The organism is Bacillus sp. NPDC094064 (genome assembly GCF_050279585.1).
In the GTDB taxonomy this organism is placed as follows: domain Bacteria; phylum Bacillota; class Bacilli; order Bacillales; family Bacillaceae_G; genus Bacillus_A.
On the sequence record NZ_JBNNUI010000010.1, the window covers coordinates 57771 to 83544 of the forward strand.

Consider the following 25774-nt stretch of genomic DNA (forward strand, 5'->3'; position numbering starts at 1 on the left):
AAATTTTGAAAAGAGGTTAAAATTATGCACTTAAAAGAAAAAATCGCAACTATTATTCAAGGTCAACGCACTGGTGTATTATCTACAGTACGAAATGATAAACCTCATAGCGCATTTATGATGTTTTTCCATGAAGATTTTGTACTGTATGTTGCAACAGATCGACAATCAAAAAAGATAACAGATATTGAAAACAATCCAAATGTACATGTACTACTTGGGCGTGAAGGAAAAAAATTAGATGAAGATTATATTGAAGTTGAAGGCTTAGCCTCCATCGAGGAAGACTCCACATTAAAAAACAAGTTTTGGAATAATAGCTTAAAGCGTTGGTTACTCGGTCCTGAAGACCCTAATTATGTACTAATTAAAATCAATCCCGACACAATTTATTACATCGATGGTGCTGGTACGACGGAGCCCGAGTTTTTACGACTATAAAATAAAAACAAGCCCCCTTAGGTGGGCTTGTTTTGTCGAAAAGTTCTTCTGAAAAAAAACAATAAAATAGGTGGAACTTTCTAAAGATTCTGTTATATAATAGCAGTAACTTAAATAAACTGTATTAAAACAGATTGAGAGGGGAAATAAAATTGATGAAAAGAGAAGAACGAAAAAACATGATTGAGTTTATCGAAAAGAAAAAAGGGATTGAACGTGACAAATTGTTATTTATGACGGATGATGAAGTAGAACATATTTATAATGTAACGTACTTTTTATATGAGGAAATTGCAGAGTAGTATAATAATCCCCACCTTATTAAAAAAATAAGGTGGGGATTATTTCGTTACTAATACATAAGAATGGTTTTCATGTATGATAATGTAAGATTGGAGGAAATTTACTATGAATTCTTGGCTCTTATTCGCACTATTATCAGCAATTACTGCTGCCCTTGTATCTATTTTTGGAAAGATTGGTTTAGATGGAATCGATGCCAATGTCGCGACGACGGTTCGTTCTATTATTATGGCCTTATTTATGGTCGGCGTTATTATTATACAAGGTAAATTTCAAAATATCGGCGATGTTCTCTTAAATAAAAAAGCACTGCTATTTATCACATTAAGTGGGGTTGCAGGTGCTTCGTCATGGTTATTTTATTTTCTCGCCTTAAAAACAGGAAAGGTTTCTCAAGTAGCTCCTGTCGATAAATTAAGTGTAGTGTTTTCTATTGTTCTCGCGATGGTTATACTCGGTGAAAAGTTAAACTTTATGACCGGTATTGGTGTAATCTTCATTACAGCCGGTGTACTATTTATTGCTTTCAGCTAAAAAACCGCTATTAGCGGTTTTTCTTTTTCTTTATGTAAAACCATACAATACATGTAACAACTGCTGAAATGATTAAAATCCATATTCCATAATGATGTAAACTATACTCAACGAAACGCCACTTCTCTCCAAGCTTCCAACCAAGTCCGATAAAAACACTTATCCAAATGAGTGCACCACCGTAAGCATACAAACAAAAACGCCAAAGTGTTAAATTCGAAACCCCAGCAAAATATGCTGTTAAATGACGGACTCCTGGTATAAAATAACCAATCATTAAAAGAAATGGGCCGTATTTTTCAAATAAAACATGTGTTTTTTCAATGTGATGTTCTTTAATTCTAATTTTTGGGCCGTATTTTTTTAAAACAGGAAGGCCCAGTTTTAAACCTAGTATGTAGCTTAATGTAATCCCTAACATTGCACCAGCCATCCCACTTAAAAAAGCAGCGGTTCCTGACATAACTCCTTTTGAAACATTATAACCAACAAAGGTCAATAAAAATTCGTCTGGTATCGGTAATCCGACAATCCCACCAGCCAAAGCTATAATAATTCCAAAATACCCATAATGTGCGATTAGCTCGCCAATATGTTGTTCCATTCGGAAGACACATCCTATGCACGATCGTTATTCCACATTGTGCCCTTTCTATCTTTAAGACAAACATGGTATACATATTCACTATACATTGTTTTTATAATCAACTCTACTTCTATTCACCCCTTTAGGTAAGGTAAAGTAAAACTTTAAACAGTGGGAGTTTTCTTCATCCCAAACGGATTATTCTCCCGCACCAATCAAGCTTTTACGGACAGCCCAATTCCCACTTTACTTCCTTGTATTCATCCAATTTTGAGATGAGATTCTTAAGACCCGCAAACAGCAGGATTAAAAAATAAAAATTCATATGCTTGTTTTTTTGTTACAATAAAGGAAAGTTACTTTTCGCAACGGTTTAACTCTCAGGAAAAATGATATACCTAGCAAAAACATAGTTTGGTCTATATAATGCAACTTCTACCTATAAAAAACATGCGCCCTTTAACATACAACATCATTTTTCTAAATTATACAGGGGGAACGAACATGACCATTGAAAATCAATTTATCCAAAAGGTTTACTATAAAACATTTTTAACTGAAGAAACTTCTACTCCAGTATCGGAAGTACTCGGTGAAGCATATATAAATGAATCCCAAAATGAATTCTCAAACATTTCTAATGTCCGCTTTGCTCAAGGTGAACTTTATTACCAAAATAAAGACTTTGAAGCAGCTATATTTAAATGGGACAAAGTAAATAACGACCTGGCACTTTGGGCAACCAAAAATATTGCAGACGCTTATTTTGAACTAGGCTTCTTACCAAAAGCAGAAGAAATTTATCAAGCTATTCAAACAGAAGATACAACTCTTACGATGGAAGTTTCCCTACAACTCCTTTCTCTTTACATCGAACAAGATCGTTTAGGACTAGCATTTAAAACCATTAGTGAAGCTGTTGCATTTCAACCTGACTATCCAAATATTACTGCCATCGCTCGCTCTTTCTATGAAAAACAAGAAGATTGGAATAATGCTATAGAACTTGCTGTTCAAGAAGGAATTCGAACAAACTCATTACACTGGTTCGATACTTTAATCAATTATGTGAATCAAGGATTTACGAAACAAATTAAACCAGAATATTTCTATGAGTCTTTAAAAGCTTTATATGCCATTGATCAAGTACAATTTAAAGAACTTGTTATTGCTCTTTGGAATAGCTATCAAGATGACACGTTGTATTTACCATGGATTCAAACGATAAATCACTTATTCTTACATATTGAAACAGATAATAATGATGATTGGTCTGAAATCTCTTCTCGCTACCAAGAGACTTACTTTGCATTAATTACTGGTGAGCATTTTATGCATGAATTGCAAGGACTTGTACCAGATCTATTAACAAATTGGTTTAGTTTAATGAAAGCAAAAGATTCTCTAATTGTTTCTGCTGCAGTGTTAGCATGGAATGAGGTTTCACCTACAACTTTAGAATCACTACTCGTAAAAAGTGCTGGCGCTTTACTTTCTAATTCATCAACTGAAGCAAATGTAAACGTGGAAACTGTTTCTCATTTATTCGAAACAATTGCTGTGTGGGCCGAGAAAAATGATGTGGATTTAAGCCATCAATTTACACTACTCGTCCATGAGCTATGCGATTTAAATGTTACACAATTACTAATAGCAGGCACTAGTGATTATGATAAAGCGTCATTCGTCAATTCCATATTAGGAGAGAATATCTTAACTGAGACTTTAACAACTCCTGTTTTATTTAAAGACGATAGCCAAACTGAAATAACAGAATTCAATGAGTTAGATGTACGAAATATACCGAACTTTGATGAATTCCATCAAATAATGGCTACATCTTCCCAGTTAGAACTTGAGAAAAAATGTATAGAAGTTAAGCTACCAAGTAGATTTTTAAGAAAAAATAAGTTTGCATTTCTTGTTACACCATCTATTCAGGGACAATTGGATAAAAATAGCCCCTATTTTGAATACTTACAAGCAGCAGACAGCCTCCTTTACGTATTAAATTCCGCTTCCCCATTACATGGTGAAGAACTTGATACATTACTTTATTTACGTGAACAGGTGCCAAACTTAAAAATTCATTTCGTATTACACACAAATAATGCGACTACTAATGAAAAACTAATTAGTAAACTTAAAGTTCATTTCCCAAATGCACAATTTTTCCCATACTCTCCTTCACAAGAGAGTAGCCAGCAACTTGGGGATGTAACAGAGTCCGTTCTCTCTAATCTCGCAGAACGCAACATGGAGCAAGAACGTATAGAAAAACTAATATGGTTTACTCAAAAAACAATCGCATACCTTGTGAATGAGCGTGTGGAATTAGAAAATACATTAGTAAAATCAGTGCGCTGGAATAAACATATCTCAGTAAAACTTAATGGATTTATTAACAATCTTACTGCTCTTGAAAAAGACAAAATTCGTTCGATTACAGACTCTTATCTATTAACGAAAGAAGAAATTACACGAGATATACATTCTCAAATCCCTGAATTATTACAGAGTTGCTCTGACCTTGTTCAAGAAGATAGTGATTTTAAGTTAGTTCATGAAGAATTAAATACTGCAATGAACGAACGAATTCAAAAACATGTGCAACAAGTGCTTCTTCCTAAATTTACTGGGTCTATTCAAGAGTGGATTGAAACAGCTCATAATGAATTTATTCAAGCACAAGCTTATTTAGATGAAATGAGCGAAACTTTCAATAAACTCTATAAAGAAGAACGTATGAAACTTCCTTGTGATTTCAAATTGTTAGATGATTGGAATCGAGATGTTGTACGAATGACGAATCGAATTACAGTAACAAACATCAATATTTTATTACGCTTTACACCGACACAATTTTTCTTAAAGAGTGCCGGAAAACTATTTGGTAATATGCAGAAAAACCAATCTATGCTCGCAAACAAATATAAACAATATATTGAAACAGAAGACTATACAGAAATTGCTCAAGCAATCTCAAAACAATTCTTCCTTCAATTTGAAGTATTTGAAGGGGCATTAGAACGCGATATCATGATGTTCTTTAAAGATCCACTTAGTATATTGAAACAAAATGTAGAAACAGCTCAACTTGAGATTCAGGAAGACGAACAAACATTGGCAACGCTGAGAAGTAATCCAGAAACGTATCATGATCCTTTAGCGTTATTCAAACTACAATTGCTACAACATAAATTCATTTTAAGTACTACGAAGAAACAGGAAGACATCTTTGTATCTAATGAATCTCCTACTGTTTAACAAAAAAACCAAGCAAACTACAATTTGCTTGGTTTTTTTTAATTCATCATTTTCATATGTTCAAATGGATAATAAATCGCGGCTAACTTCCCTAATACATCTTCTCTATTAATAAGCCCTAAACCATTTCTGCTATCTTTACTTATTAAACGATTATCTCCCATAACAAAAATCTTATTTTTAGGAACTGTAATCGGTCCAAAGTCCTCTGTTAAATTCATAAGTTTTTTTTCAGCTTGTTTTTTATTACTATACAAATACTCTTCATCTTTCACTTCATAATTCACATATAATTGATCATTTCTCATCTCAATTACATCTCCCGGCAATCCAATTACTCTTTTTACATAAAAATTATCTGTCTTCACAACAATAATGTCTTCTCTTTCATAGCTTTCAAAGTGTTTAGCCAACTTATTAACAATCACCTTATCACCATTTTGTAACGTTGGCCTCATAGATGCTCCTTTTACAGTTGTAGGAAAAAACACGAAAATTTTCGCCAAAAACACCAATAAACATGCAATCACAATTGTTCCAAAGAATTCACGCAAACGTTTTTTCTTTTGCATTATTCCACCATCTCATCATCTTTTTACTTTTATTATAAATAATTCAACCGATAAATTTCTATAAAATTCCGAATTATATAATCACAATATTACAAACTTAAAATAATAATATTCAAAAATGTATTATTCTGATATACTATAGCTTGCATTTATTCTATTTTTATGTACCTAGGAGGACTTTTTCTATGAAAGTTATGCTTAAAAATGAAAATACCGGCCAAATTAAACAAGCAAAAATTGGTTTTAGTTGGACTGTATTTTTCTTTGGTTTTTTCCCTGCTATATTCCGCGGAGACTGGAAATGGTTTCTAATTATTTTAGTCGCTGGCATGTTTACATTCGGATTCTCTAACCTAGTGTTCTGCTTCATTTACAACAAACTATATATAAATGATTTATTAGCTAAAGGTTATAAAGCAGCTGATGAGTATAGCCTTTCTGCTCTACAACAAAAAAATATAGTAGCATAGTAATAAAAAAGATACTCTCAAAATAGTTAATCTACTATTTTTGAGAGTATCTTTTTTTATAATCCTACATATACAATACACATTTGAGCCGCGACATATGTAAACCAAATCCAAAGTGGTTCATATTTCAGTTTGCGTCCACCAATATCTGTCACACCAATAATGAAATCTGAAATCACAAACAATAAACCACCAAACGCTGGTGCCCACCATATGCCTGAATTCTCGTAATATAAGGCGAATGCAAAGCAAGCCATTCCTCCAACCCATAATCCGTAAACGAGAGCTCCTATCGTAAACAGCTTATCCTGCTTTTCATTTCGGATAAAAAAGAACCAGCCTATAATTAGAAAGAGTCCGTATACGAGTAAACCAATCCAAAAGCCATCCCACGAAATTCCTGTTTGTAAAAATGCTTTTACATAAAAACAATGAGCAAGAGCAAAAGTAACCATTCCTCCAATTAATCTATGACCAATTGGAATCAATCCTGCCATAAACAAATCTCCTACAGTCGATAAAGTCATACCAAGCGCAACCCACGTACTATATTCTGCCGAAGGGTCTTGTAACCATATAAAAATCGCACTGCCTGTTAAAGAAAAACTAAGAATAAGACGAATTGCTAAAGGCAACGGCATATTTTCCTTCGTTCTTTTTGTCTGCCGTATTGCGTAAATCGCCCCCATGAAAAAAAGAATGATCTGTCCGATTAACACCATGTAAAGTACGTTCATAACATTTTCTCCTCAATAAATTCTTTTTGTATCTTTTTTCGTTATACCCAGCCTATTATCCTTTTTCTACAAAAAAAAGAAGAACAATACTGTTCTTCCATTTTAATCGCTTTTCTATTCTCTACGCTACTTGTTTTTCTTCCTGCTTAGCTGGAGTACGGTTTACTACAATAATTCCCGCCGCAACACATGCTAAACCGAATAATACAAATGAGTGAATTGTTTCTCCTAAAATCATGCTCGATAATAATACACCAAATACAGGTATAAAGAACATATACATTGATACTTGTCCAACCTTATTGTACTTCATAATTGTATTCCAGATACAAAAACCAGCTGCAGATAAGAAAGATAAATAGATTAGCATAAGGGTTGCATGTAAACTAAATGTAAATGGTATTGCGCCTACTTGAAATCCGCCTATACATAACAATCCTATTGAACCAAAAATCATTTGATATGCTGTCATATATCCAACATCTAACGTTTTGCTACCTTCTTTCGCCAATATGTTCCCATATGAATACAGCATTGCTGCACTAAGAAGTAACAAGCTACCGATTCCGAAATGGAATGATAAACTACCATCACTTGGTACATTTACTAAAATAACACCGCAAAAACCGATAGAAACCCCGATTATTTTTCTCATATTGAGAGCATCATCTTTATATAAAAAGTGCGCAAGTAAAATTTGAAAGAACGATGATGTGCCCGAAATAATAGCTCCTTCAATTCCTGAACTATAACTCAGTCCAATATAAAAACATATATATTGAAGAAATGTTTGAAATAAACCAATTTGTATTAACTGTTTCCCCGTTCCTTTTTTGAAGTTCATATCTTTTCCTAACACTTTAAAAAAGCATAAGAGCATGACTCCAGATAAGAAGAAACGATAACCAGCAAATAATATTTGCTCCCCAACTTCTTGTGGCTGAATTCCAAGTTCAGCATAACTTAGCTTAATAAAAGGGAATGCACTCCCCCATAAAAAGGTTGCTACTATTGCAGCAATAAACACGCCAAGCGGATGGGTAAAAATTTTCTCTGTCTTCACTTGTTGTCTTCCTTTCCGATCTTTTTACGAACAATATTCATATATACCAAAGGAACTGTGAAAACACAAGTTTTCAGTTTATACTTAAAACAAAAACATACCATCTCTCAAAAACATATGTTATACTATAGAATAATTACAACATAATAATTACTAAAATTATTTTTAACAGAAATGCTGCTGTCCATTAATGGATGGCAGCTTTCGTCGTTTTATAGGGGTTTCGATTTTGATTCTTCTTCTCAATAAGAATTTGAAAGGGGCGAGTAATAATGAACTCGGAAGTAAAAACATTACCATCAAAACAAAACGTACCTACTCCATCTTGGATTCAAACATTAAAAAAGCACTATGAACTTATATTTGCAATCGCATCTGGTATTTTTATTTTAGTTGGCTGGTTATTCACAAAGAACGATGCAATACATGTGGGTATTACTTGCTATATCCTTGCTTATATAGTTGGTGGGTATGCAAAAGCGAAAGAAGGTATTGAAGATACCATTGAAGAAAAAGAGCTAAATGTCGAAATGCTCATGCTCTTTGCTGCCATTGGGGCTGCAGTAATTGGCTACTGGGCAGAAGGTGCTATTTTAATCTTCATCTTTGCACTAAGCGGTGCAATGGAATCTTATACGTTAAGTAAAAGTCAAAAAGAAATTTCAGCGCTTCTTGATTTACAACCTGAAGAAGCATTACGTATATCAAATGGAATTGAGAAACGCGTTCCTGTTGGACAATTACAAATTAACGATATTATTTTAATTAAGCCCGGTGAGCGTGTTCCTGCTGATGGCACAATTCATAATGGTGAAACAAATATCGATGAAGCAGCTATCACTGGGGAGCCTATTCCAAATGAAAAAAAACATGGTGATGAAGTATTTGCCGGAACTGTAAATTTACGTGGTGCTATCGAAGTTATAATTACGAAGCCGAGCGATCAAACACTATTTCAAAAGATTATTCGTCTCGTTCAAAGTGCACAAAGCGAAAAATCACCATCACAACTATTCATCGAAAAGTTTGAAGGAACATATGTAAAAGGAGTACTAATCGTTGTCGCGCTTATGATGTTCGTTCCACATTTCTTACTGGATTGGAGTTGGAATGAAACGTTTTATCGCGCTATGATTTTACTTGTAGTCGCTTCTCCTTGTGCATTAGTTGCAGCGATTACGCCAGCAACTTTATCAGCAATTTCAAACGGAGCGAGAAACGGTATTCTCTTTAAAGGCGGTATTCATTTAGAACGACTAGCTTCAGTAAAGGCGATTGCCTTTGATAAAACAGGAACATTAACACAAGGAAAACCTACCGTAACAGATATATATGTTCGAGAAAATATAACAGAAAAAGAAGTGCTTTCTATTACAGCATCAATTGAAAGTCACTCTACACATCCTTTAGCTACAGCCATTGTGAACTATGCACAGCATACGTATGACATTACATTAATAAAACCAGAAAATGTTGAAGATGTAACTGGTTTTGGGCTAAAAGGAATATTCGAAAACAAAGCTTATAAAATAGGGAAAGCTAATTTTATCGGTGAAGAAGCAAAGACATTTCATGATGGTATTGCTGCCTCGCTTGAAAAAGAAGGTAAAACTGTCGTTTATATTAGTGATGAAGAGGGCATTCTTGGACTTATCGCTTTAAAAGATACGCTTCGCCAAGAAACAATAGCTGCCATTCATGATTTACAAAGTATTGGTGTTGAAGCTATTATGATTACCGGTGATAATGAGGAAACAGCAAAAGCAATTGCCTCTGAAAGTAATATAAAGGAATATTACGCATCATGCTTGCCTGAAACAAAAGTTGAAACGATTAAAAAGTTAAAAGAGAAATACGGTACAGTAGCAATGGTAGGAGACGGTATAAATGATGCTCCTGCACTCGCTACCGCTAGCATTGGTGTGGCAATGGGTGAAGGAACAGACGTAGCATTAGAGACTGCAGACGTTGTTCTTATGAAGAACGAATTATCTCGACTCTCCCAAGCAATCCGTTTATCAAAACGGATGAACCGTATCGTGAAACAAAATGTAATTTTTTCGCTAGCTGTAATTGCAATGCTTATTTGTTCCAATTTCTTGCAATTTTTAGCTCTTCCATTCGGTGTTATTGGGCATGAAGGAAGTACGATTCTTGTCATTTTAAATGGCTTACGATTATTAAAAGGAAACAAATAAAAACGGGTCCTCATAGAGGACCCGTTTTTTCTAATGGTAGCTATTATGCCCGTTCGCACTACTACTCGTTTTATGCTTTGGATGCGAACTGCTCTTTTGTTTATTGTTATTTTTATTGTTGTGGTTCTTTTTATTATTACTCATGAAATATCCCCCCTGTTCCCTTTTATTATGGAACAAGAGATCATTTTTAATTACGGGAATTATTGTCACCCGTTCTATAATGATAGAGTAAACCATTAATTTCACCGCCAAGTAAAATTACCCATCCAGTTAAGTAAAACCATAACATTAAAATAATAATACCACCGAGCCCACCATATGTATTGGCGTAATTCGCAAACTTATCTACATAATAAGCAAATGAGTACGATACCACAATCCATCCTACAGTAGCAAATGTTGCTCCTGAAATGACTTCTCTTCTTTTTAACTTTCGATCTGGTACAAATGTATATAAAAAACTAAACAACGCAAATAGTACGAAGAAACTCGCTACTAATCGTGTAATACTCCACACATAAGAAAAACTATCCGATAAACCAATTGCTTTAAATACCGCTGCCCCAATCACTTGTCCGAAAACTGGAACAATGAGTGCAAACACAATCATAAAAATAATCGCTAATGTAAACACAATTGATAACACTCTCGTTTTAATAAAAGAACGTGTTTCTGTTACATCATACGCATGGTTGAAAGCATTCATAATAGCATTCACTCCGTTTGAAGCAAACCATAGCATCGATAGTAAACCAAATGATAATAAACCACCATTTTGCTCATTTACAACTTTATCTACGTTTACTTCAATTAAGTACATTGCTTCTTCCGGTACGTACGGTTCTAATAAATTGAGCACACTTTCTGTTTGAAGGTCAATGAATCCAAGAAGCGTAATTAAGAAAACAAGCCCAGGAAAAATCGCAAGCAAGAAGAAATAAGCGAGCTGTGCTGCCAAGCCCGCTACATCATCGCGCATCGTCCGGTCATACAAATCTTTACCAAACGAATAAGTACGATGTCTTCTCACCTTTTCTAAGATGTTTTTCATATATGTTTAAACGCTTTTCTTCTCTTCTTTATCTTGCTTTAACTCAATGTACGCTTCTGTTTTTTTTCCCTCTACATTTGAGTCTTTCATAAATAATTCACGCGCTTCTTTCATACCACCATCTTCAGCTACTACTGGCTCTTCTTCTGCTTTTAGCTCATCTACCTTCGAAGATACAGCTTGAATTTCAATTGTTTCTGGCTTCTCTGCTGGCTCAACCTTTTTCTTACTAAAAATTTCTTTCGTTTCTTTTAACGTTTCTACAACAGACGGCGTCAATTTTTTGATTTCTGCTACTTTCGCTTTCACTACATTGAAATCAGCAAGTTCGCGTCCTTTATCTGTAACAGTTTGCACTTTTTCTTTGATCTTTGCATTTTCGCCAATTTCAATCATCTTTGTTTTTGCTTTTTCTGCTGTATTTTTTACTTTTTCACGGTTTTCTTTCTTTAACATAGATACAGCTACACCTGCAGCTACACCAATCGCAATGTTTCGAGCAATATTATTTTTCTTTGCCATATTCCTTCACCCTTTCATTTCTTATGTTAGAAAGTATTTCTTTCTAAGCTTCCTCATATTCCTTGTTCATTTCGAATGAAAGCTAATAGCTTTGCACACCCTTCTGTTACAAGGTCATATACTTCTTGGAAATTCCCTGTATAGTAAGGGTCAGGAACGTCTGTCCAGCCACCGTCTGGAACAAAATCGGACAGCCTACCAATATAGCCTCCAGTTTTACCTAAACTTTTTAAATCTGCTATATTCTTGTTGTCCATGGCAATAATATAATCAAACTTTGTTAAGTCTTCTTTTTCTACTTGCCTTGCTTTAATTCCTTCAAAAGTGACTGCATTTTCTTTTAAAATTTTTTGTGTTCCTTTATGTGGCGGATGACCAATATGCCAATCTCCAGTTCCTGCAGAATCAATGACAATTTTCTCTTCGAGTCCCTCTTTTACGACAAGATTTCGAAAAATCGCTTCTGCCATCGGAGAACGGCAAATGTTCCCAAGACAAACAAACAATACTTGAACCATCTTTTTGTTTCTTCCCTTCTTGGTGCATTTCTATATATATTTATAGTATAAACAACCAATTATTAATTATAAAGGAAATCCCTACTAATTTAATAGGATTGAAAAGATTCATTAACGAAAATGATAAAAAATGTTAAGATAACCTTATGTTATTTTAAAGGGGGACACTTCGGTGGATTTATCCGTAAAATCAGAAGAAAATGTTGAATATATGGTCGAAGCTATTAAAGAAAAATTACGTATGGTTAATGCTGGTGCGATGAGAGCTGCTAGCTTTAATGAAGAAATGTACGAAGACTTACGTGACATTTATGAGCATGTTATGAAACGTGAAACATTCAGCATTAGTGAAATGCAAGCTATTACAGAAGAATTGGGTACATTAATTAAAAAGTAAAAGAAGCCTCTCTTATATGAGGCTTCTTTTTATTTCCAACAAATTCATGACAACTCTTCTCTTTCCCTCAACTAACTCTAAAATACTGTACAATGGAAGTAGAACCTCACCTTAGATTTTTTCTCCATACATACTACTCACAAATAATAGCAACACTACCATTGCTAACTGTTTTTACTGGAGGTGCTTACTTATGAGCAATTGGTACAGTAAGACGAAAGATCAAATATTGACAGATTTTAAAACAAATGAACAAAGCGGTTTAACAGCTGACGGCGTAAATGAGCGTTTAAAGCAGTTTGGCCCAAATGAATTAACAGCAAAACAAAAGCGAACTTTATGGCAGCGGATTTTTGCTCAAATTAATGATGTGCTTGTGTATGTCCTTCTTATCGCTGCCCTTATTTCTGCCTTTGTAGGAGAATGGGCCGATGCAAGCATTATCGCGCTCGTTGTCATATTAAATGCAGTTATCGGTGTTATCCAAGAGTCCAAGGCTGAGCACGCTTTAGAAGCACTAAAGAAAATGGCAACGCCTAAAGCTATCGTAAGACGTGGTGGTGAACTACAAGAAATTCCATCTGAACAAGTCGTTCCAGGTGATATTGTTATGCTCGATGCAGGACGTTATATCCCATGTGATTTACGACTAATCGAAACGGCAAACTTAAAAGTTGAAGAATCTGCTCTCACTGGTGAATCTGTCCCTGTTGATAAGGATGCACTTTATCATCCTTCTATGCAAACCGATGAACAAGTACCACTCGGCGATCAAAAAAACATGGCCTTTATGTCAACACTAGTAACATATGGAAGAGGCGTTGGTGTTGCTGTTGAAACTGGAATGAACTCACAAATTGGTAAGATTGCTACCCTTTTACATGAAGCGGACGATGATATGACACCACTTCAAAAAAGTTTAGCGCAAGTAGGAAAATATTTAGGGTTTGTCGCTGTAGCTATTTGTATCATTATGTTTCTCATCGGTTTTTTACAAGGACGAGATACGTTAGAAATGTTTATGACTGCTATTAGTTTAGCTGTTGCAGCTATTCCAGAAGGCTTGCCAGCTATCGTTTCCATCGTTCTTGCAATTGGTGTGCAGCGTATGATTAAACAAAACGTTATCGTTCGGAAACTACCAGCTGTAGAAGCTCTCGGTTCTGTCACAATTATTTGTTCAGATAAAACAGGTACGTTAACGCAAAATAAAATGACCGTTACTCACTTTTATAGTGATAACACATACGACAACTTAGAACATTTAAATGTGAATAATGATGCACAACGTCTGTTGTTAGAAAATATGGTGCTATGTAACGATGCGTCTTATAGTAGCGAATCCCAAACGGGGGACCCTACTGAAATTGCCCTTCTCGTTGCTGGAAGCACTTTTAACATGCAAAAAGAGGATTTAGAAAAGAAACACGAACGTATTAATGAGGTACCTTTCGATTCCGATCGTAAAATGATGTCAACAGTTCATACATACAATGAAAGCTACTATAGCATGACGAAAGGCGCTATTGATAAACTTTTACCTCATTGTACCCATATTTTTAAAAACGGCAAAATTGAGGTTTTAACTGATTCTGATACAAATCAAATATTAGACGCTGCCGGGTCAATGTCTCAAGAAGCTTTGAGAGTACTTTCATTCGCATTTAAACAATACACTTCAAACGATATCGATATAAATCATCTTGAAGAAAACCTCATCTTTATCGGTCTTGTCGGTATGATTGATCCACCGCGTACAGAAGTAAAAGATTCTATTACAGAATGTAAAAAAGCTGGCATTCGTACAGTCATGATTACAGGTGATCATAAAGACACCGCATTTGCAATCGCAAAAGAACTTGGGATTGCTGAAGAAAAATCTGAAATTATGATTGGAACTGAATTAGATACCATTTCGGATACAGAACTAGCAAGTAAAATTAATCATTTAAATGTCTTTGCGAGGGTCTCTCCCGAACATAAAGTGAAGATTGTAAAAGCATTACGCGACAAAGGTAACATCGTTTCCATGACTGGTGACGGCGTAAATGATGCTCCATCTTTAAAGCAAGCAGATGTTGGAGTAGCTATGGGCATTACAGGAACAGATGTAGCAAAAGGCGCCGCAGATGTGGTTTTAACAGATGATAACTTCTCATCTATCGTTAAAGCGGTTGAAGAAGGAAGAAACATTTATCTTAATATTAAAAAGTCGATTCTCTTCCTACTTTCTTGTAACTTCGGAGAGATTATAGCTCTCTTTTTAGCCATTTTACTTGGCTGGGCAACACCGTTACGCCCAATCCACATTTTGTGGGTCAATTTAATTACTGACACACTTCCTGCACTATCACTCGGTGTTGATCCTGAAGATTCAGATGTGATGAAAGAAAAGCCACGACGTGCGAAAGAAAGCCTATTTAGCGGTAGCATTCCTTTTCTCATTTTCAATGGGGTTCTCATTGGACTCTTAACGCTAGCAGCCTTTATCGTCGGGGCAAAACTCTATACTGGAGATACAAACTTATTTCCTCTTTTCCCAGAGAAAATCGATGAAGACGCTCTATTACATGCTCAAACGATGGCATTTGTCGTTCTTAGTTTTTCTCAGCTCGTTCATTCATTTAACTTGCGTTCAAGAACAAAATCCATCTTTTCAATTGGGATATTTACAAATAAATATTTAGTCTTCTCACTTCTTATCGGGGTTCTTATGCAAGTTTGTATCATCTCTATCCCACCTCTTGCAAATATATTTGGTGTACACGCATTAACAATGCGAGATTGGGGATTTGTTCTCTTATTAAGTATCGTTCCGCTCGTTGTGAATGAAATCATTAAATTAGTTAAGAGAAACTAAAAGGCAATGAGGACTCGTCCTCATTGCCTTTTCATTTATCCCACTATTTGCCGGGCAGTAAAACTCCCACCTCAAAATTCAGCTTGAGCAAAGAAGTTAGGTGGTAGATTAACTGCCCATAAATGTCCGATTGGTGTGGGCTAATAATCAGTGGGGATGAACAAAACCCCACTGATTAAAGTTTCACTTTATCCTTGTAATTCTTTTTTGATGTTCTCTGTTAATGTAGCCATACGCTTGCGACTTTCTTCACGCTCACGTTTGTTTTGCTCTTCAATTTGTTGTGTTTCTTGCATACCTCTTGAAATAATATTCCAAGTTTCCTCAAGTGTTTCCATCTTAATACTAGAAGAACCTGATAATCTCGCTACTTCCACACTTTGCGTTGCAATATTTTGTGCATTTTTCTTAAGTAACTCATTTGTACGGCGATCCAGTTCAGCCATAGAATCTGCAACAAGCTTTTGACGCTTCGCATTCACCGCTTGAATGATACCATTTTTAAAGATAGGAATCGTTGTAATAAATGCTGTATTGATCTTACCAATTAATTTATTATTACCACGTTGAACCATACGAATTTGTGGTGCTGTAAGCAGCGCAACCATACGTGCTTTTTCTAAATCATCAATACGTTGTTCTAAAATTTCAACAGAGTTTTTAAGCGATTCTAATTCAATACCAGCTAATTGGTCATTATTACGTACGCGCTCTTCATACATCGGCACTAACTCTGTATTTAAACGCTCTAATAACATTTCCCCTGCTACTACGTATTTTTCTAAATCTAAATAATACTTTAAGTTTTGCTCATACAGGCCATCTAACGTACCAATTGATTTTTTCATTTCATCTTGATACTTCGTAATTTCCACGTATACTTTATCCATTTCACGGCCCATCGTTTGATATTTACTAAAGATTTGTTCAATCATTTTATCTGCTTTTTTGAACATACGTGAGAAGAAACCACTTTTCTCTTCCGCAAAGTCTTTGCTATCAAATCTGTCCATAATTTTACCAAGCTGTTTTAATAATTCACCAGAGTCTTCTATTTTTGATAAAGACATTGTATGTAAAATTTGATCAGCGAAACGTGAAATTTCCATAGATGGTTCTTTTCCAAGTTCGATTAATTCTAATTGATCTTTAATATCTACCGCATTATAAATACGTTGCACTTCCGCATCTTGTCTAAGTTGTAAACGCACATCTTGTGCCGTTTGCTCATTTAATTCTGTTTTCGGATCTAGTATGACTGGGTTATTCATATGGTATTCTCCCTTTCCTTATAAAAATGGACGAAATAGTCCTTTTATTGTTTGTGATAAATTTTTATAGGCTGATGAACCATGAAACTCAAGATCGAAATTAACTTCTTCAAGCCAATGTGAATCAAATGCTCCTGCTTCAATATACGGTTCAATATCGTTTCTTCCCGTTGGATTAAATTGGAATACATCTACTCCAATTTGATTTAAAAATAATAATAAAACAGCATCCGAACGAGTTAATTCTCCGCTCTTCTCATTATTAAATATAACAATTTTTGGTACCTCTTGTGAATAATCAAATTTCTCAAGTTGTTCTAAAATATTAGGTGGTATTTGAGAGAGCTGTGCGAAAACATATAGTGCTACCTCTTGTTTCGTCTCTTTCCCAATTGGTTTACATATTTCACTTTCACACGTATGAATGATTGCCTCTGCAATACCATGCTGCAATCCTTCAGGCAATCGCTTATGTGGCCACCAATGACTATTCATAATTAAATCAGGGTGTAATTTCCCAGCTCGATCTAACGCATCTCGATAATGGTATTGAAAATTCGCTTTTTGTTCTTTCGTAAACGGAAATGTATTAATTAATAAACTATTATCAAATGATGTAACAGCTTTTAATCGCTGAAAATATTCTTTATCATTTTTTGACACACCTGATATTTTTGCAAATAAAGACGGGATATAAATATGTTTATTTTCAACATAAAACGTTGGACGTACAAATGCCTTTTCTTTCGTAATTAAAAAGAGTTCATCATATGTCGTTTTTAGCGTACGCGCTACAGGTGTATACGAACGGAATTGCCACGGTTTATATAATAGTGAATTATCATGGTGGAGTACTTGCTCAATTTCCTTTGAAGCTTGATACGCTACCGTTGCGACGCGTTCACGACGACGATCGGGGAATGGTTCCAATGAAATACTGCTTTGGTGAGATACAACAAAAGTCCTGCCGTCCTCATCCACATTCTCAAATCCATCTTTTCCTTCTGGATGATAATAAAGCACGTCACAACCGAGCATAATAAGAAAATATAAAAAGTATATACGACTTTCCTGTGCATCACCATACCAAACGATACGTGGCATTTGTTTCTTATAATTAATCGTAGAGAACCACTTTGCTACGTAGTTTTCGCTTAATTTAATCATGTCGATTAAGAAACGACGGAAGCCCTCTGTCTTTAAAGATTGATTATGTTGTTTCTCATATAATTTCAATACAGAAATAAACGTTGTATGTATATGATGCTGTAAATCAGGGTTATCTACTTTCGGTAAAAGTTGTTTCCCAGATAAGTGTGCCACTAGCCTATTTACTGTCAGACCATTTGGTGCTTCTTGATGTAATCCAAACACTTCTTGAATATGACGAAGCTTTTCCGAATCAATCACTTTATTTAAATTTTGTTCGTGTAAAACTTCGATTCCTTTCGCTTCACTATAATCAAACAGTTCATTAAAATATTCATCTACATCATTAGGAACACCAAGGATTCGACTTGCTATATAACTAAATTTCATCTCATTCTCTGTCAGCTCATATTGTGGGCGTTTTTCTAAAAGTGTTTCAAATTGCTTTAAATCTGATTCATCTTTTAATGCATATGGTTGAAGTGTAAAACGTGAAAACACAACAGTTCACCTCCAAAAACATTTACGTTTTTTCTAAGTCCTTCTTCTATTATAAACTATTTTTGGTTATAAAAAATGGGCGCTCGTAAAACGAGCAAACCCATTTCAATTATTTATGATTATTTTTAGTAGCTGCAACTTCTTCCTTAGCTTGTCCAGAATTCTTCATGTAGTGAAGTATAAATGTTGCTCCAAATGCTACAACTAAAATAATAAAGAACATTGTATGACTCATTTCAATATGAATAACAGACAGTAGCATTTTTGCTGCAATAATTAAGATTAAAATATATGCTGTCGTTTCAAGTTCTGGAATACGTTCTAACAATTTTAAGAATACGCCCGCAATACCACGCATCATTAAAATACCAAGCATTCCACCTAATAGTAAAATCCAAACTTCATTTGATACACCAAATGCAGCAAGTACGCTATCTACAGAGAATGCGATATCCATTAATTCAACCATCGCAACTGTTCCCCAGAAGACACCGAACATTCTAAAGAGAATACTATTTTGGTTCATACCATGAGCTTCCTCGTCTTCTGCATTACCTTTTCTTTTATCAATGAAGTATTTAATTGAAAGCCAAGCTAAGTAAAGTGCACCTAACACTTTTACCCATGCTAATTTAATTAAGTACATTCCAATTCCAATCGCGATAAATCGGAATACATACGCTCCAATAAGTCCATAGAATAATGCTTTTTTACGTTTCTCTTCTGGAAGATGTTTTACCATTACCGCTAATACAAGTGCGTTATCAGCAGATAATAACCCTTCAAGTACAACAAGTGTACCGATTAAGCCCCAAGATACTGGATCCTGCAACACTTTAATCCACATGTCCAAGTCGAAAAACTGAGCATACGTATCAAGGATTCCTTGCAAAATACTCATCTTACCTTTATCCCCTATTCTTTGCTAGATTTATAGAAAGGTCAAAAAAAGGAAACGAATATCGTTTCCCTTCTATGCATCCAGGCCATACGCTCTTACAAGCGCACCTAATCCACCTTGGAATCCGCTTCCTACTGCATTAAACTTCCACTGTCCATTATGACGGTATAATTCACAAAAGACAACTGCTGTTTCAATGGAGAAATCTTCCCCTAAATCAAAACGAAGAACTTCTTCATTCGTTTCTTCATTTGCTAAACGAACGAATGCATTTCCGACTTGCCCAAAGTTTTGATTACGGCCTTCTCCATCATAAATTGTAACTGTGATTGCAATTTTGTGCACATCTGCTGGAACCTTTTTCAAATCTACAACAAGTTGCTCATCATCTCCGTCACCTGCACCTGTACGGTTATCTCCTGTATGTAAAACTGATTCACAAGGAGATTGTAAATTATTATAGAAAATAAAATCAGTTTCCTTCGTGCATTTACCGTTCGCATCTAATAAAAAGGCAGATGCATCTAAATCAAAATCAGATCCACCATCATAAGATTTAATATCCCAGCCAAGACCAATTACCGCTTTGGATAAACCAGGGCTTGTTTTACCTAAATCAATTTTCTGACCTTTTTGCAATTGAATAACCATATATTTTCACCTCTATAATTTAATTTTAAAAAATATATCCATCAGTAAATATATATTTACTGATGGATATATTAATCTATTACTCTACATCTAATCCAAAGTTATTACATAGAGAACCTAATCCACCTTGGAACCCACTTCCAATTGCATTAAATTTCCATTCACCTGCATGACGGTATAATTCACCTACTACTACCGCTGTTTCAATAGAGAAATCTTCTCCTAAATCGTAACGAATTAATTCCGCATTCTTTTCTTCATCTAGAATACGTACGAAAGAGTTAGAAACTTGTCCAAAGTTTTGGCTACGACCTTCTCCATCATAAATTGTAATTGTGAAGCAAATACGTTCGATATGTGCAGGTACATTTTTTAAATCTACTTTAATCGTTTCGTCATCGCCTTCACCGTCACCAGTTCGGTTATCTCCTAAATGCTCTACAGCGCCATTCGCACCTTTTGGATTATTGTAGAAGACGAAATCCTCCGCACCTGAAACTTTCCCATTCGCACCTACTAAGAAGATACTAACATCTAAATCAAAATCGTTTTGTCCATCATAACGATTCGTATCCCAACCAAGTCCTACAAGAACTTTCGAAAGACCTGGATTTGTTTTTGTTAAGTCTACCTTTTGTCCTTTTTTCAATGAAATTGATGCCATATTCAATTCCTCCTCGGTTTATTTTATTGATAACGTGATACAATCTCACTTAAGTTTTTATCTTGTGTGCCTTCTCCAACTGCTGAAAACTTCCATTCGTTTCCGTCTCGATACATTTCCCCTGCAATTAGAGTCATTTTGCCAGCGTAATTATCTGACAAGTTATAGCGTGCCAATTCTTCACCAGTTTGCGGGTTTTGAATACGAATATATGCATTACGAATCATCCCGAAATCTTGACGACGATTTACACAGTCATAAATATTTACAACGAATACTAAACGATTAATACGGCTCGGAACTTTATGTAATTCTACGAAAATTGTTTCGTCATCACCAGCGCCTTCACCTGTTAAATTATCTCCTGAATGAATAATACTACCACAAGTAGAAAGTTTGTTTCCGAAGTAAACTAAATCATTTTTGTTTAAAAAACGATCCCCTTCTAACATAACAACAGATGCATCACAATCTACATTTGGTTTACTTCCAAATAATGAAGACAGAAATCCACCTGATTGCCCAATTGGATCCCAGCCTAAGCCAACCTGTAGTTTTGCTACTTTTGGTTGTCCTTTCGTTAAATCGATCTTTTGACCTTTTTCTAAAATAATAGGCATGAAGTTTCTCCCTTTCTACAAAGCATTTTCCGAATCGGAAAATATTGTATTCTTCTTTTATATTGTAGCATTATTTACCTAGTGAGAAAAAGGATAAATTCTCAGTTATATGAAAACATTCATATAACTTATTTATGCCAATGTAAGAAGTGGTAAATAGCACCAATCATTCCTGCACAATTACCGTTTTGTGCAAGTTCAATCTCACAATTATTATAAGTCTCTTGATTTAAGTATTTCCTGACCTCTTCTTTTACTTCTTTTAAGAACTGATTTCCTCTACCAGTAATCCCCCCACCTATAACAATCATTTCTGGATTAAAAATATAAGCAAGGTTACTAATTCCAATCGCTAAATGTTTAAAGAAAACCTCAACTGCTTGCGTAACTTCTCTATCTCCTTTATCATACAATTCGAAAATCGTTTTTCCATCCCAATCACTTTCACCTTTATATTTCCGTACAAGACGAATTAACCCCGAAATCGAAGCGACCTCTTCAAACGCCTTCCCTTCTATCAACATATTTCCCCATTCGCCAGCACTAAACGAATGCCCTCTGTATAACTCTCCATCTATAAAAATCGCTCCTCCAATACCAGTTCCAAGGGTGAGCATAATAAAGTTTCTTTTATCTCTTCCAACACCGTTCCACTTTTCTCCGAACGCTGCACAATTCACATCATTGTCAATGGATACAGGAACTTTTAATATTTCTTTCAATCTATCAATAATAGGAATAGTAGCGTAGTTCGGAATATGCTCTGTCCCTCCCGTTACAATCCCTTTATAAATATTAACAATCCCCGCAGTACTAATACCAATTCCCGCAATCGGATGTTCATTCATTAATTTTTTTGATAAAAGAATGAGTTTTTGAATAATTTGTTCCCCGCCCAAATGAATTTCTGTTGGAACTGTTTTATGCTTTAGTACTGTTCCTGTTCCTGAAACAATTCCATATTTAATTTGTGTACCGCCAATATCAAATGCAATATATTCTTTCATCTGCTGTCACTTCCTCTACTGTAATGAGTGTAGAATTCCACCACTCTACTATTTATAAATTGAAACTTTAATCAGTGGGGTTTTGTTCATCCCACTGATTATTAGCCTTCACCAATCGGACTTTTACGGGCAGCCCATTAATACGAGGTAAAGAATTTACACTAACTCTTTTCTCTCTTTAGAAATACACCACCTTTTTCTATATATAGTTTTTTTTGCATAAAACTCTTTTTCCAATGAAATATTACAAAGGGATGTATTTTAGATGGAATATGAATTTTTCAGGAGGAAATCAATGACGAAAATCTTCATTTTAGCATCAACACTTTCTTTATCTTTTTTTAGTGGTTTGAATATCGGTAATGCAGCAACAGAAAACTTCTCTCCAGTAACAAACGCGATTGTACAAAATAACGTTAATTTAGCAGAAGGCAACTCAAAGGATAATAATAAACCTCCAGGAAACAACGGTTCTCAAGATGATAGTGGTTCTGGCGGCAATGATTCCGATGGCAACAGTTCTGGTGGTAGCGGTTCTGGTGGCAATGGCCCTGGCGACAATGGTTCTGGTGGTAGCGGTTCTGGTGGCAATGGCTCTGGCGGCAGTGGCTCTGATGGCAACGGCTCTGGCGGCAGTGGTTCTGGTGGTAGCGGCTCTGGCGGCAACGGTTCTGGTGATAGCGACTCTGGTGGTAGCGGTTCTGGTGGCAACGGCTCTGACGGCAGTGGCTCTGATGGCAACGGTTCTGGTGGTAGCGGCTCTGGTGACAGTGGCTCTGGTGGCAACGGTTCTGGTGGCAACGGCTCTGGTGGTAGCAGCTCTGATGGCAACGGTTCTGGTGGCAACGGTTCTGGTGATAGCGGCTCTGGTGGCAATGGTTCTGGTGGCAATGGTTCTGGTGGCAGTGGCTCTAGTGGCAGTGGCTCTAGTGGCAGTGACTCTAGTGGCAGTGACTCTAGTGGCAGTGGCTCTCAAGGCGGCAACCGTGTTAAAGGCGATAGCAGTTCCCAAGGTAGCAATGACTCTCAGGGCGGCAGCCGTGTTAAAGGCGATAGTAGTTCCCAAGGCGGGAATGTAAAAGATAACACGAAAAAACAAGGAGATACGTTACCTAATACTGCAACACATTATCCTGCCTCTATTTTAATGGGACTTTCAACATTCCTAATTGGTATGTCATTGTTTATTCGCCGTAAAAATGCAAAATAAAAACACATCCTTCCATCTAAAAAATACATAAAACGAATTATAATAATGAAAAGGACTTTGAAATGCATTTTATTATGCACTCAAAGTCCTTTTTATCCTCTATCAAAAAGCATATTAATACGCTTTTCCCCAATACACCATTTGCTTAGCATCTTTACCACAACAAATACATTCATCAGCTAAATAATCTTGTTCAAAAGGCATACAGCGTGAAGATACTCCAACTTCTTCTTTTAATTTTTCTTCACAAGCTAGGTCTCCGCACCACATTGCCTTAATAAAGCCTTGCTTTTCGTCAGCTACTTTTTTCATCTCTTCGAAATTTGTCACACTATATGTGTTCTCATCGCGAAATACTTTTGCTTTATTAAATAAAGAATGATGAATTTCCTCAAGTAGTGCTGGAATACGTTTCTCTAATTGATCCATTGATATAAATTCTTTTTCCTTCGTATCTCTTCTTACAAGTACGACTTGATTCTTTTCTATATCCTTTGGACCAACTTCTAAGCGAATTGGAATTCCCTTCATTTCATACTCATTGAATTTCCAACCAGGTGTTTTATTGCTAGCATCTACTTTCACACGTGCAACGTTTTGAATGCGCCCTTGTAACTCTGTCGCCTTTTCTAACACACCTTCTTTATGCTGCGCAATCGGTACGATAACAACTTGTACTGGAGCAACTTTTGGTGGCATTACAAGCCCATTGTTATCACTATGAACCATAATCAATCCACCTATCATCCTTGTTGATACACCCCAAGAAGTTTGATGTACATATTGCCACTTACCGTTACGATCTAAAAACTTAATATCAAATGCTTCTGAGAAGTTTGTTCCAAAGTTATGAGATGTTCCTGTTTGAAGTGCTTTCCCATCATGCATTAAGCTTTCAATTGTATAAGTTGCCTTCGCTCCGGCAAACTTTTCTTTTTCTGTTTTTTGTCCCTTAATGACTGGAATGGCTAGGTAATCTTCACAAAAAGCAGCATACAGATTTAAAATATTTAATGTTTCATTTTGAGATTCCTCTGCTGTTTCATGAATCGTATGACCCTCTTGCCATAAAAATTCAGTCGTACGAAGGAATGGTCTCGTTGTCTTCTCCCAGCGAACTACTGAACACCACTGATTATATAACTTTGGCAAATCATTATATGATTGCACAATCTTTGAAAAATGCTCACAGAATAAAGTTTCAGATGTAGGGCGTACACAAAGTCGTTCCGCCAACTTTTCATCCCCGCCATGTGTCACCCATGCTACTTCAGGAGCAAATCCTTCTACATGATCCTTCTCTTTTTGCAACAAACTCTCTGGGATAAACATTGGCATATACACATTTTCATGACCAGATGCTTTTAACTTTTCATCCATCACTTTTTGCATATTTTCCCATAAGGCATAGCCATACGGACGTAGAATCATACATCCTTTTACACTCGAATAATCAACAAGTTCTGCTTTTTTCACAATATCTGTGTACCACTGCGCAAAGTCCTCTTCCATCTTCGTAATCGCTTGTACTTGTTCTTTTGCCATTGTCAGTCTTCCTCCTTCTAGAAAATACAAAAAAGCCCGTGCCCCTAAATAGGGACCGAGCTTTGCCGGCGTTACCACCCTGATTCATGCACAAAAATTGCGCATGCTCTCTTTTTGATAACGGGAAATTCCCGCTGCATATGCAGAACGCAAAGGTAGGTTCCATATCGCCTTTTTAAGAATCTTTCAGCCTGACGGATTCTCTCTCTGCTAAAAAGGTTGAACATGTACTAGTCCTTTTTCATCGTTATAACGAAATAAATTTGTTGATTATCATAATATAGATTTCACCCTAAAACAAGAGTGAATTTTCTTATTTTTATATATTCTTTTCATTTTTTACAGTTTTATACGTAGCTTTTCCGCGTAATTTTCACAAGTTGATGTGCAATCATACCGATAAGTGTGCCAAGTAGAACGAAGAAACCAATAAATCCATATCCCATTCCTTCCCATCCACCAATAACCATCATTGTAACGGGAAAGGACGCTAAGCAAAGAAGTATTAAACTAAGTGCAAATATAATGTCGAACTGTTTGTCTGGAAACCGTTTCTTTAGTAAATACGAAATAGCAAATACAAGAATAATTGTGATGCCACCAATGATGTAAAAGATACCAAATCCATCTAGTAAATCCACAGTATTCCCTCCTCTCATTCATTCCCTTATACTTAATTATATGTTTAACTTTTCTGAAAATAAACAGTAAATTTTATTCAAAAACATATTTT

Annotated in this window: 25 protein-coding genes and 1 other annotated feature; of the genes, 9 read left to right on the forward strand and 16 right to left on the reverse strand. The window is 35.6% G+C overall.

The features are described 5' to 3' along the window. The first annotated feature begins 24 nt into the window (after nucleotides 1–24). The 3 genes from ACQKNI_RS20990 to ACQKNI_RS21000 all read left to right on the forward strand — a co-directional run bounded on the left by ACQKNI_RS20990 (nucleotide 25) and on the right by ACQKNI_RS21000 (nucleotide 1278). A complete protein-coding gene (locus ACQKNI_RS20990) occupies nucleotides 25–441 on the forward strand; it encodes a pyridoxamine 5'-phosphate oxidase family protein (protein ID WP_000550210.1) in 417 nt (138 codons plus the stop codon). 155 nt (nucleotides 442–596) lie between these two features. Then, complete coding sequence (locus ACQKNI_RS20995) at nucleotides 597–743, forward strand: BH0509 family protein (RefSeq protein WP_427282680.1); 147 nt, start codon at nucleotides 597–599, stop codon at nucleotides 741–743. Between the two features lie 106 nt (nucleotides 744–849). Further along, nucleotides 850–1278 (forward strand): EamA family transporter, encoded by a 429-nt coding sequence (locus ACQKNI_RS21000; protein ID WP_088231739.1) that lies wholly within the window; start codon nucleotides 850–852, stop codon nucleotides 1276–1278. 10 nt (nucleotides 1279–1288) lie between these two features. On the opposite strand, the gene ACQKNI_RS21005 is transcribed toward ACQKNI_RS21000, so the two are convergent. Then, nucleotides 1289–1882, reverse strand: coding sequence for a DedA family protein (locus ACQKNI_RS21005; protein WP_088231740.1), 594 nt, complete (start codon nucleotides 1880–1882; stop codon nucleotides 1289–1291). Nucleotides 1883–2368: 486 nt separating this feature from the next. Between ACQKNI_RS21005 and ACQKNI_RS21010 the strand changes: the two genes are divergently transcribed. Then, nucleotides 2369–5131: a tetratricopeptide repeat protein gene (locus ACQKNI_RS21010; protein WP_088231741.1), complete on the forward strand. Its 2763-nt coding sequence runs from the start codon at nucleotides 2369–2371 to the stop codon at nucleotides 5129–5131. 38 nt (nucleotides 5132–5169) lie between these two features. Here the strand turns inward: ACQKNI_RS21010 and lepB are convergent, their stop codons facing one another. Then, complete coding sequence (gene lepB / locus ACQKNI_RS21015) at nucleotides 5170–5706, reverse strand: signal peptidase I (protein WP_088231742.1); 537 nt, start codon at nucleotides 5704–5706, stop codon at nucleotides 5170–5172. Nucleotides 5707–5888: 182 nt separating this feature from the next. Here lepB and ACQKNI_RS21020 point away from each other — a divergent pair, with 182 nt between their 5' ends. After that, the gene (locus ACQKNI_RS21020; RefSeq protein ID WP_088231743.1) at nucleotides 5889–6173 is read left to right on the forward strand and encodes a hypothetical protein; all 285 of its coding nucleotides are present in this window, start codon (nucleotides 5889–5891) and stop codon (nucleotides 6171–6173) included. Nucleotides 6174–6229: 56 nt separating this feature from the next. Here ACQKNI_RS21020 and ACQKNI_RS21025 read toward each other — a convergent pair whose 3' ends face one another. Continuing rightward, the gene (locus tag ACQKNI_RS21025) at nucleotides 6230–6910 is read right to left on the reverse strand and encodes a lysoplasmalogenase (protein WP_088231744.1); all 681 of its coding nucleotides are present in this window, start codon (nucleotides 6908–6910) and stop codon (nucleotides 6230–6232) included. 121 nt (nucleotides 6911–7031) lie between these two features. Further along, on the reverse strand, nucleotides 7032–7973 hold the full coding sequence (locus ACQKNI_RS21030) for a DMT family transporter (protein ID WP_088231745.1): 942 nt from the start codon (nucleotides 7971–7973) through the stop codon (nucleotides 7032–7034). A 272-nt stretch (nucleotides 7974–8245) separates the two neighbouring features. Between ACQKNI_RS21030 and ACQKNI_RS21035 the strand changes: the two genes are divergently transcribed. Next, a complete protein-coding gene (locus ACQKNI_RS21035) occupies nucleotides 8246–10171 on the forward strand; it encodes a heavy metal translocating P-type ATPase (RefSeq protein ID WP_098252941.1) in 1926 nt (641 codons plus the stop codon). Nucleotides 10172–10361: 190 nt separating this feature from the next. Here ACQKNI_RS21035 and ACQKNI_RS21040 read toward each other — a convergent pair whose 3' ends face one another. The 3 genes from ACQKNI_RS21040 to ACQKNI_RS21050 are packed head-to-tail and all read right to left on the reverse strand — an operon-like array spanning nucleotide 10362 to nucleotide 12265. Continuing rightward, the gene (locus tag ACQKNI_RS21040; protein ID WP_088231748.1) at nucleotides 10362–11225 is read right to left on the reverse strand and encodes a YihY/virulence factor BrkB family protein; all 864 of its coding nucleotides are present in this window, start codon (nucleotides 11223–11225) and stop codon (nucleotides 10362–10364) included. 6 nt (nucleotides 11226–11231) lie between these two features. Then, nucleotides 11232–11747, reverse strand: a complete 516-nt coding sequence (locus ACQKNI_RS21045) for a DUF4075 domain-containing protein (protein WP_001085385.1) — start codon at nucleotides 11745–11747, stop codon at nucleotides 11232–11234. Between the two features lie 53 nt (nucleotides 11748–11800). Further along, a complete protein-coding gene (locus ACQKNI_RS21050; protein ID WP_088231750.1) occupies nucleotides 11801–12265 on the reverse strand; it encodes a low molecular weight protein-tyrosine-phosphatase in 465 nt (154 codons plus the stop codon). Between the two features lie 172 nt (nucleotides 12266–12437). Here ACQKNI_RS21050 and ACQKNI_RS21055 point away from each other — a divergent pair, with 172 nt between their 5' ends. Next, entirely contained in the window at nucleotides 12438–12662 is a 225-nt protein-coding gene (locus tag ACQKNI_RS21055) for a DUF1128 domain-containing protein (RefSeq protein ID WP_000366197.1), read from the forward strand. Between the two features lie 193 nt (nucleotides 12663–12855). After that, on the forward strand, nucleotides 12856–15522 hold the full coding sequence (locus tag ACQKNI_RS21060) for a cation-translocating P-type ATPase (RefSeq protein WP_088231751.1): 2667 nt from the start codon (nucleotides 12856–12858) through the stop codon (nucleotides 15520–15522). A 188-nt stretch (nucleotides 15523–15710) separates the two neighbouring features. Here ACQKNI_RS21060 and ACQKNI_RS21065 read toward each other — a convergent pair whose 3' ends face one another. From ACQKNI_RS21065 to ACQKNI_RS21095, 7 genes are all read right to left on the reverse strand, one after another. Then, a complete protein-coding gene (locus ACQKNI_RS21065; protein WP_088231752.1) occupies nucleotides 15711–16793 on the reverse strand; it encodes a toxic anion resistance protein in 1083 nt (360 codons plus the stop codon). Nucleotides 16794–16811: 18 nt separating this feature from the next. Then, entirely contained in the window at nucleotides 16812–18443 is a 1632-nt protein-coding gene (locus ACQKNI_RS21070; RefSeq protein ID WP_427282674.1) for a YceG family protein, read from the reverse strand. 109 nt (nucleotides 18444–18552) lie between these two features. Next, nucleotides 18553–19344, reverse strand: a complete 792-nt coding sequence (locus ACQKNI_RS21075; protein ID WP_088231754.1) for a TerC family protein — start codon at nucleotides 19342–19344, stop codon at nucleotides 18553–18555. 72 nt (nucleotides 19345–19416) lie between these two features. Continuing rightward, nucleotides 19417–19995 carry a TerD family protein gene (locus ACQKNI_RS21080; RefSeq protein WP_088231755.1) on the reverse strand — a complete coding sequence of 193 codons (579 nt, stop codon included), beginning with the start codon at nucleotides 19993–19995 and terminating at the stop codon, nucleotides 19417–19419. A gap of 79 nt (nucleotides 19996–20074) precedes the next feature. Further along, nucleotides 20075–20659 carry a TerD family protein gene (locus ACQKNI_RS21085; RefSeq protein WP_140417425.1) on the reverse strand — a complete coding sequence of 195 codons (585 nt, stop codon included), beginning with the start codon at nucleotides 20657–20659 and terminating at the stop codon, nucleotides 20075–20077. A gap of 23 nt (nucleotides 20660–20682) precedes the next feature. After that, nucleotides 20683–21279, reverse strand: coding sequence for a TerD family protein (locus tag ACQKNI_RS21090; protein ID WP_088231757.1), 597 nt, complete (start codon nucleotides 21277–21279; stop codon nucleotides 20683–20685). A gap of 128 nt (nucleotides 21280–21407) precedes the next feature. Continuing rightward, nucleotides 21408–22286, reverse strand: coding sequence for an ROK family protein (locus tag ACQKNI_RS21095; RefSeq protein ID WP_098882493.1), 879 nt, complete (start codon nucleotides 22284–22286; stop codon nucleotides 21408–21410). A 295-nt stretch (nucleotides 22287–22581) separates the two neighbouring features. Here ACQKNI_RS21095 and ACQKNI_RS21100 point away from each other — a divergent pair, with 295 nt between their 5' ends. Next, a complete protein-coding gene (locus ACQKNI_RS21100) occupies nucleotides 22582–23496 on the forward strand; it encodes an LPXTG cell wall anchor domain-containing protein (RefSeq protein WP_098882492.1) in 915 nt (304 codons plus the stop codon). 114 nt (nucleotides 23497–23610) lie between these two features. Here the strand turns inward: ACQKNI_RS21100 and proS are convergent, their stop codons facing one another. Then, on the reverse strand, nucleotides 23611–25041 hold the full coding sequence (proS, locus tag ACQKNI_RS21105) for a proline--tRNA ligase (RefSeq protein WP_098882491.1): 1431 nt from the start codon (nucleotides 25039–25041) through the stop codon (nucleotides 23611–23613). Nucleotides 25042–25088: 47 nt separating this feature from the next. Next, nucleotides 25089–25295, reverse strand: a binding site (T-box leader). A 93-nt stretch (nucleotides 25296–25388) separates the two neighbouring features. After that, the gene (locus ACQKNI_RS21110; protein ID WP_060629394.1) at nucleotides 25389–25682 is read right to left on the reverse strand and encodes a YesK-like family protein; all 294 of its coding nucleotides are present in this window, start codon (nucleotides 25680–25682) and stop codon (nucleotides 25389–25391) included. Between the last annotated feature and the right edge of the window lie 92 nt (nucleotides 25683–25774).

Excerpts from the sequence above, each read along its gene's own strand:
- ACQKNI_RS21000 (WP_088231739.1), top strand. The coding sequence starts at position 850 with ATGAATTCTTGGCTCTTATTCGCACTATTATCAGCAATTACTGCTGCC.
- ACQKNI_RS21095 (WP_098882493.1), bottom strand. The coding sequence starts at position 22,286 with ATGAAAGAATATATTGCATTTGATATTGGCGGTACACAAATTAAATAT.
- proS (WP_098882491.1), bottom strand. The coding sequence starts at position 25,041 with ATGGCAAAAGAACAAGTACAAGCGATTACGAAGATGGAAGAGGACTTT.
- ACQKNI_RS21005 (WP_088231740.1), bottom strand. The coding sequence starts at position 1,882 with ATGGAACAACATATTGGCGAGCTAATCGCACATTATGGGTATTTTGGA.
- ACQKNI_RS21040 (WP_088231748.1), bottom strand. The coding sequence starts at position 11,225 with ATGAAAAACATCTTAGAAAAGGTGAGAAGACATCGTACTTATTCGTTT.
- ACQKNI_RS21035 (WP_098252941.1), top strand. The coding sequence starts at position 8,246 with ATGAACTCGGAAGTAAAAACATTACCATCAAAACAAAACGTACCTACT.
- ACQKNI_RS21045 (WP_001085385.1), bottom strand. The coding sequence starts at position 11,747 with ATGGCAAAGAAAAATAATATTGCTCGAAACATTGCGATTGGTGTAGCT.
- ACQKNI_RS21050 (WP_088231750.1), bottom strand. The coding sequence starts at position 12,265 with ATGGTTCAAGTATTGTTTGTTTGTCTTGGGAACATTTGCCGTTCTCCG.
- ACQKNI_RS21075 (WP_088231754.1), bottom strand. The coding sequence starts at position 19,344 with ATGAGTATTTTGCAAGGAATCCTTGATACGTATGCTCAGTTTTTCGAC.
- ACQKNI_RS21085 (WP_140417425.1), bottom strand. The coding sequence starts at position 20,659 with ATGGCATCAATTTCATTGAAAAAAGGACAAAAGGTAGACTTAACAAAA.
- ACQKNI_RS21065 (WP_088231752.1), bottom strand. The coding sequence starts at position 16,793 with ATGAATAACCCAGTCATACTAGATCCGAAAACAGAATTAAATGAGCAA.
- ACQKNI_RS21010 (WP_088231741.1), top strand. The coding sequence starts at position 2,369 with ATGACCATTGAAAATCAATTTATCCAAAAGGTTTACTATAAAACATTT.
- ACQKNI_RS21080 (WP_088231755.1), bottom strand. The coding sequence starts at position 19,995 with ATGGTTATTCAATTGCAAAAAGGTCAGAAAATTGATTTAGGTAAAACA.
- ACQKNI_RS21100 (WP_098882492.1), top strand. The coding sequence starts at position 22,582 with ATGACGAAAATCTTCATTTTAGCATCAACACTTTCTTTATCTTTTTTT.
- ACQKNI_RS20995 (WP_427282680.1), top strand. The coding sequence starts at position 597 with ATGAAAAGAGAAGAACGAAAAAACATGATTGAGTTTATCGAAAAGAAA.
- ACQKNI_RS21090 (WP_088231757.1), bottom strand. The coding sequence starts at position 21,279 with ATGCCTATTATTTTAGAAAAAGGTCAAAAGATCGATTTAACGAAAGGA.
- ACQKNI_RS21020 (WP_088231743.1), top strand. The coding sequence starts at position 5,889 with ATGAAAGTTATGCTTAAAAATGAAAATACCGGCCAAATTAAACAAGCA.
- ACQKNI_RS20990 (WP_000550210.1), top strand. The coding sequence starts at position 25 with ATGCACTTAAAAGAAAAAATCGCAACTATTATTCAAGGTCAACGCACT.
- ACQKNI_RS21060 (WP_088231751.1), top strand. The coding sequence starts at position 12,856 with ATGAGCAATTGGTACAGTAAGACGAAAGATCAAATATTGACAGATTTT.
- ACQKNI_RS21025 (WP_088231744.1), bottom strand. The coding sequence starts at position 6,910 with ATGAACGTACTTTACATGGTGTTAATCGGACAGATCATTCTTTTTTTC.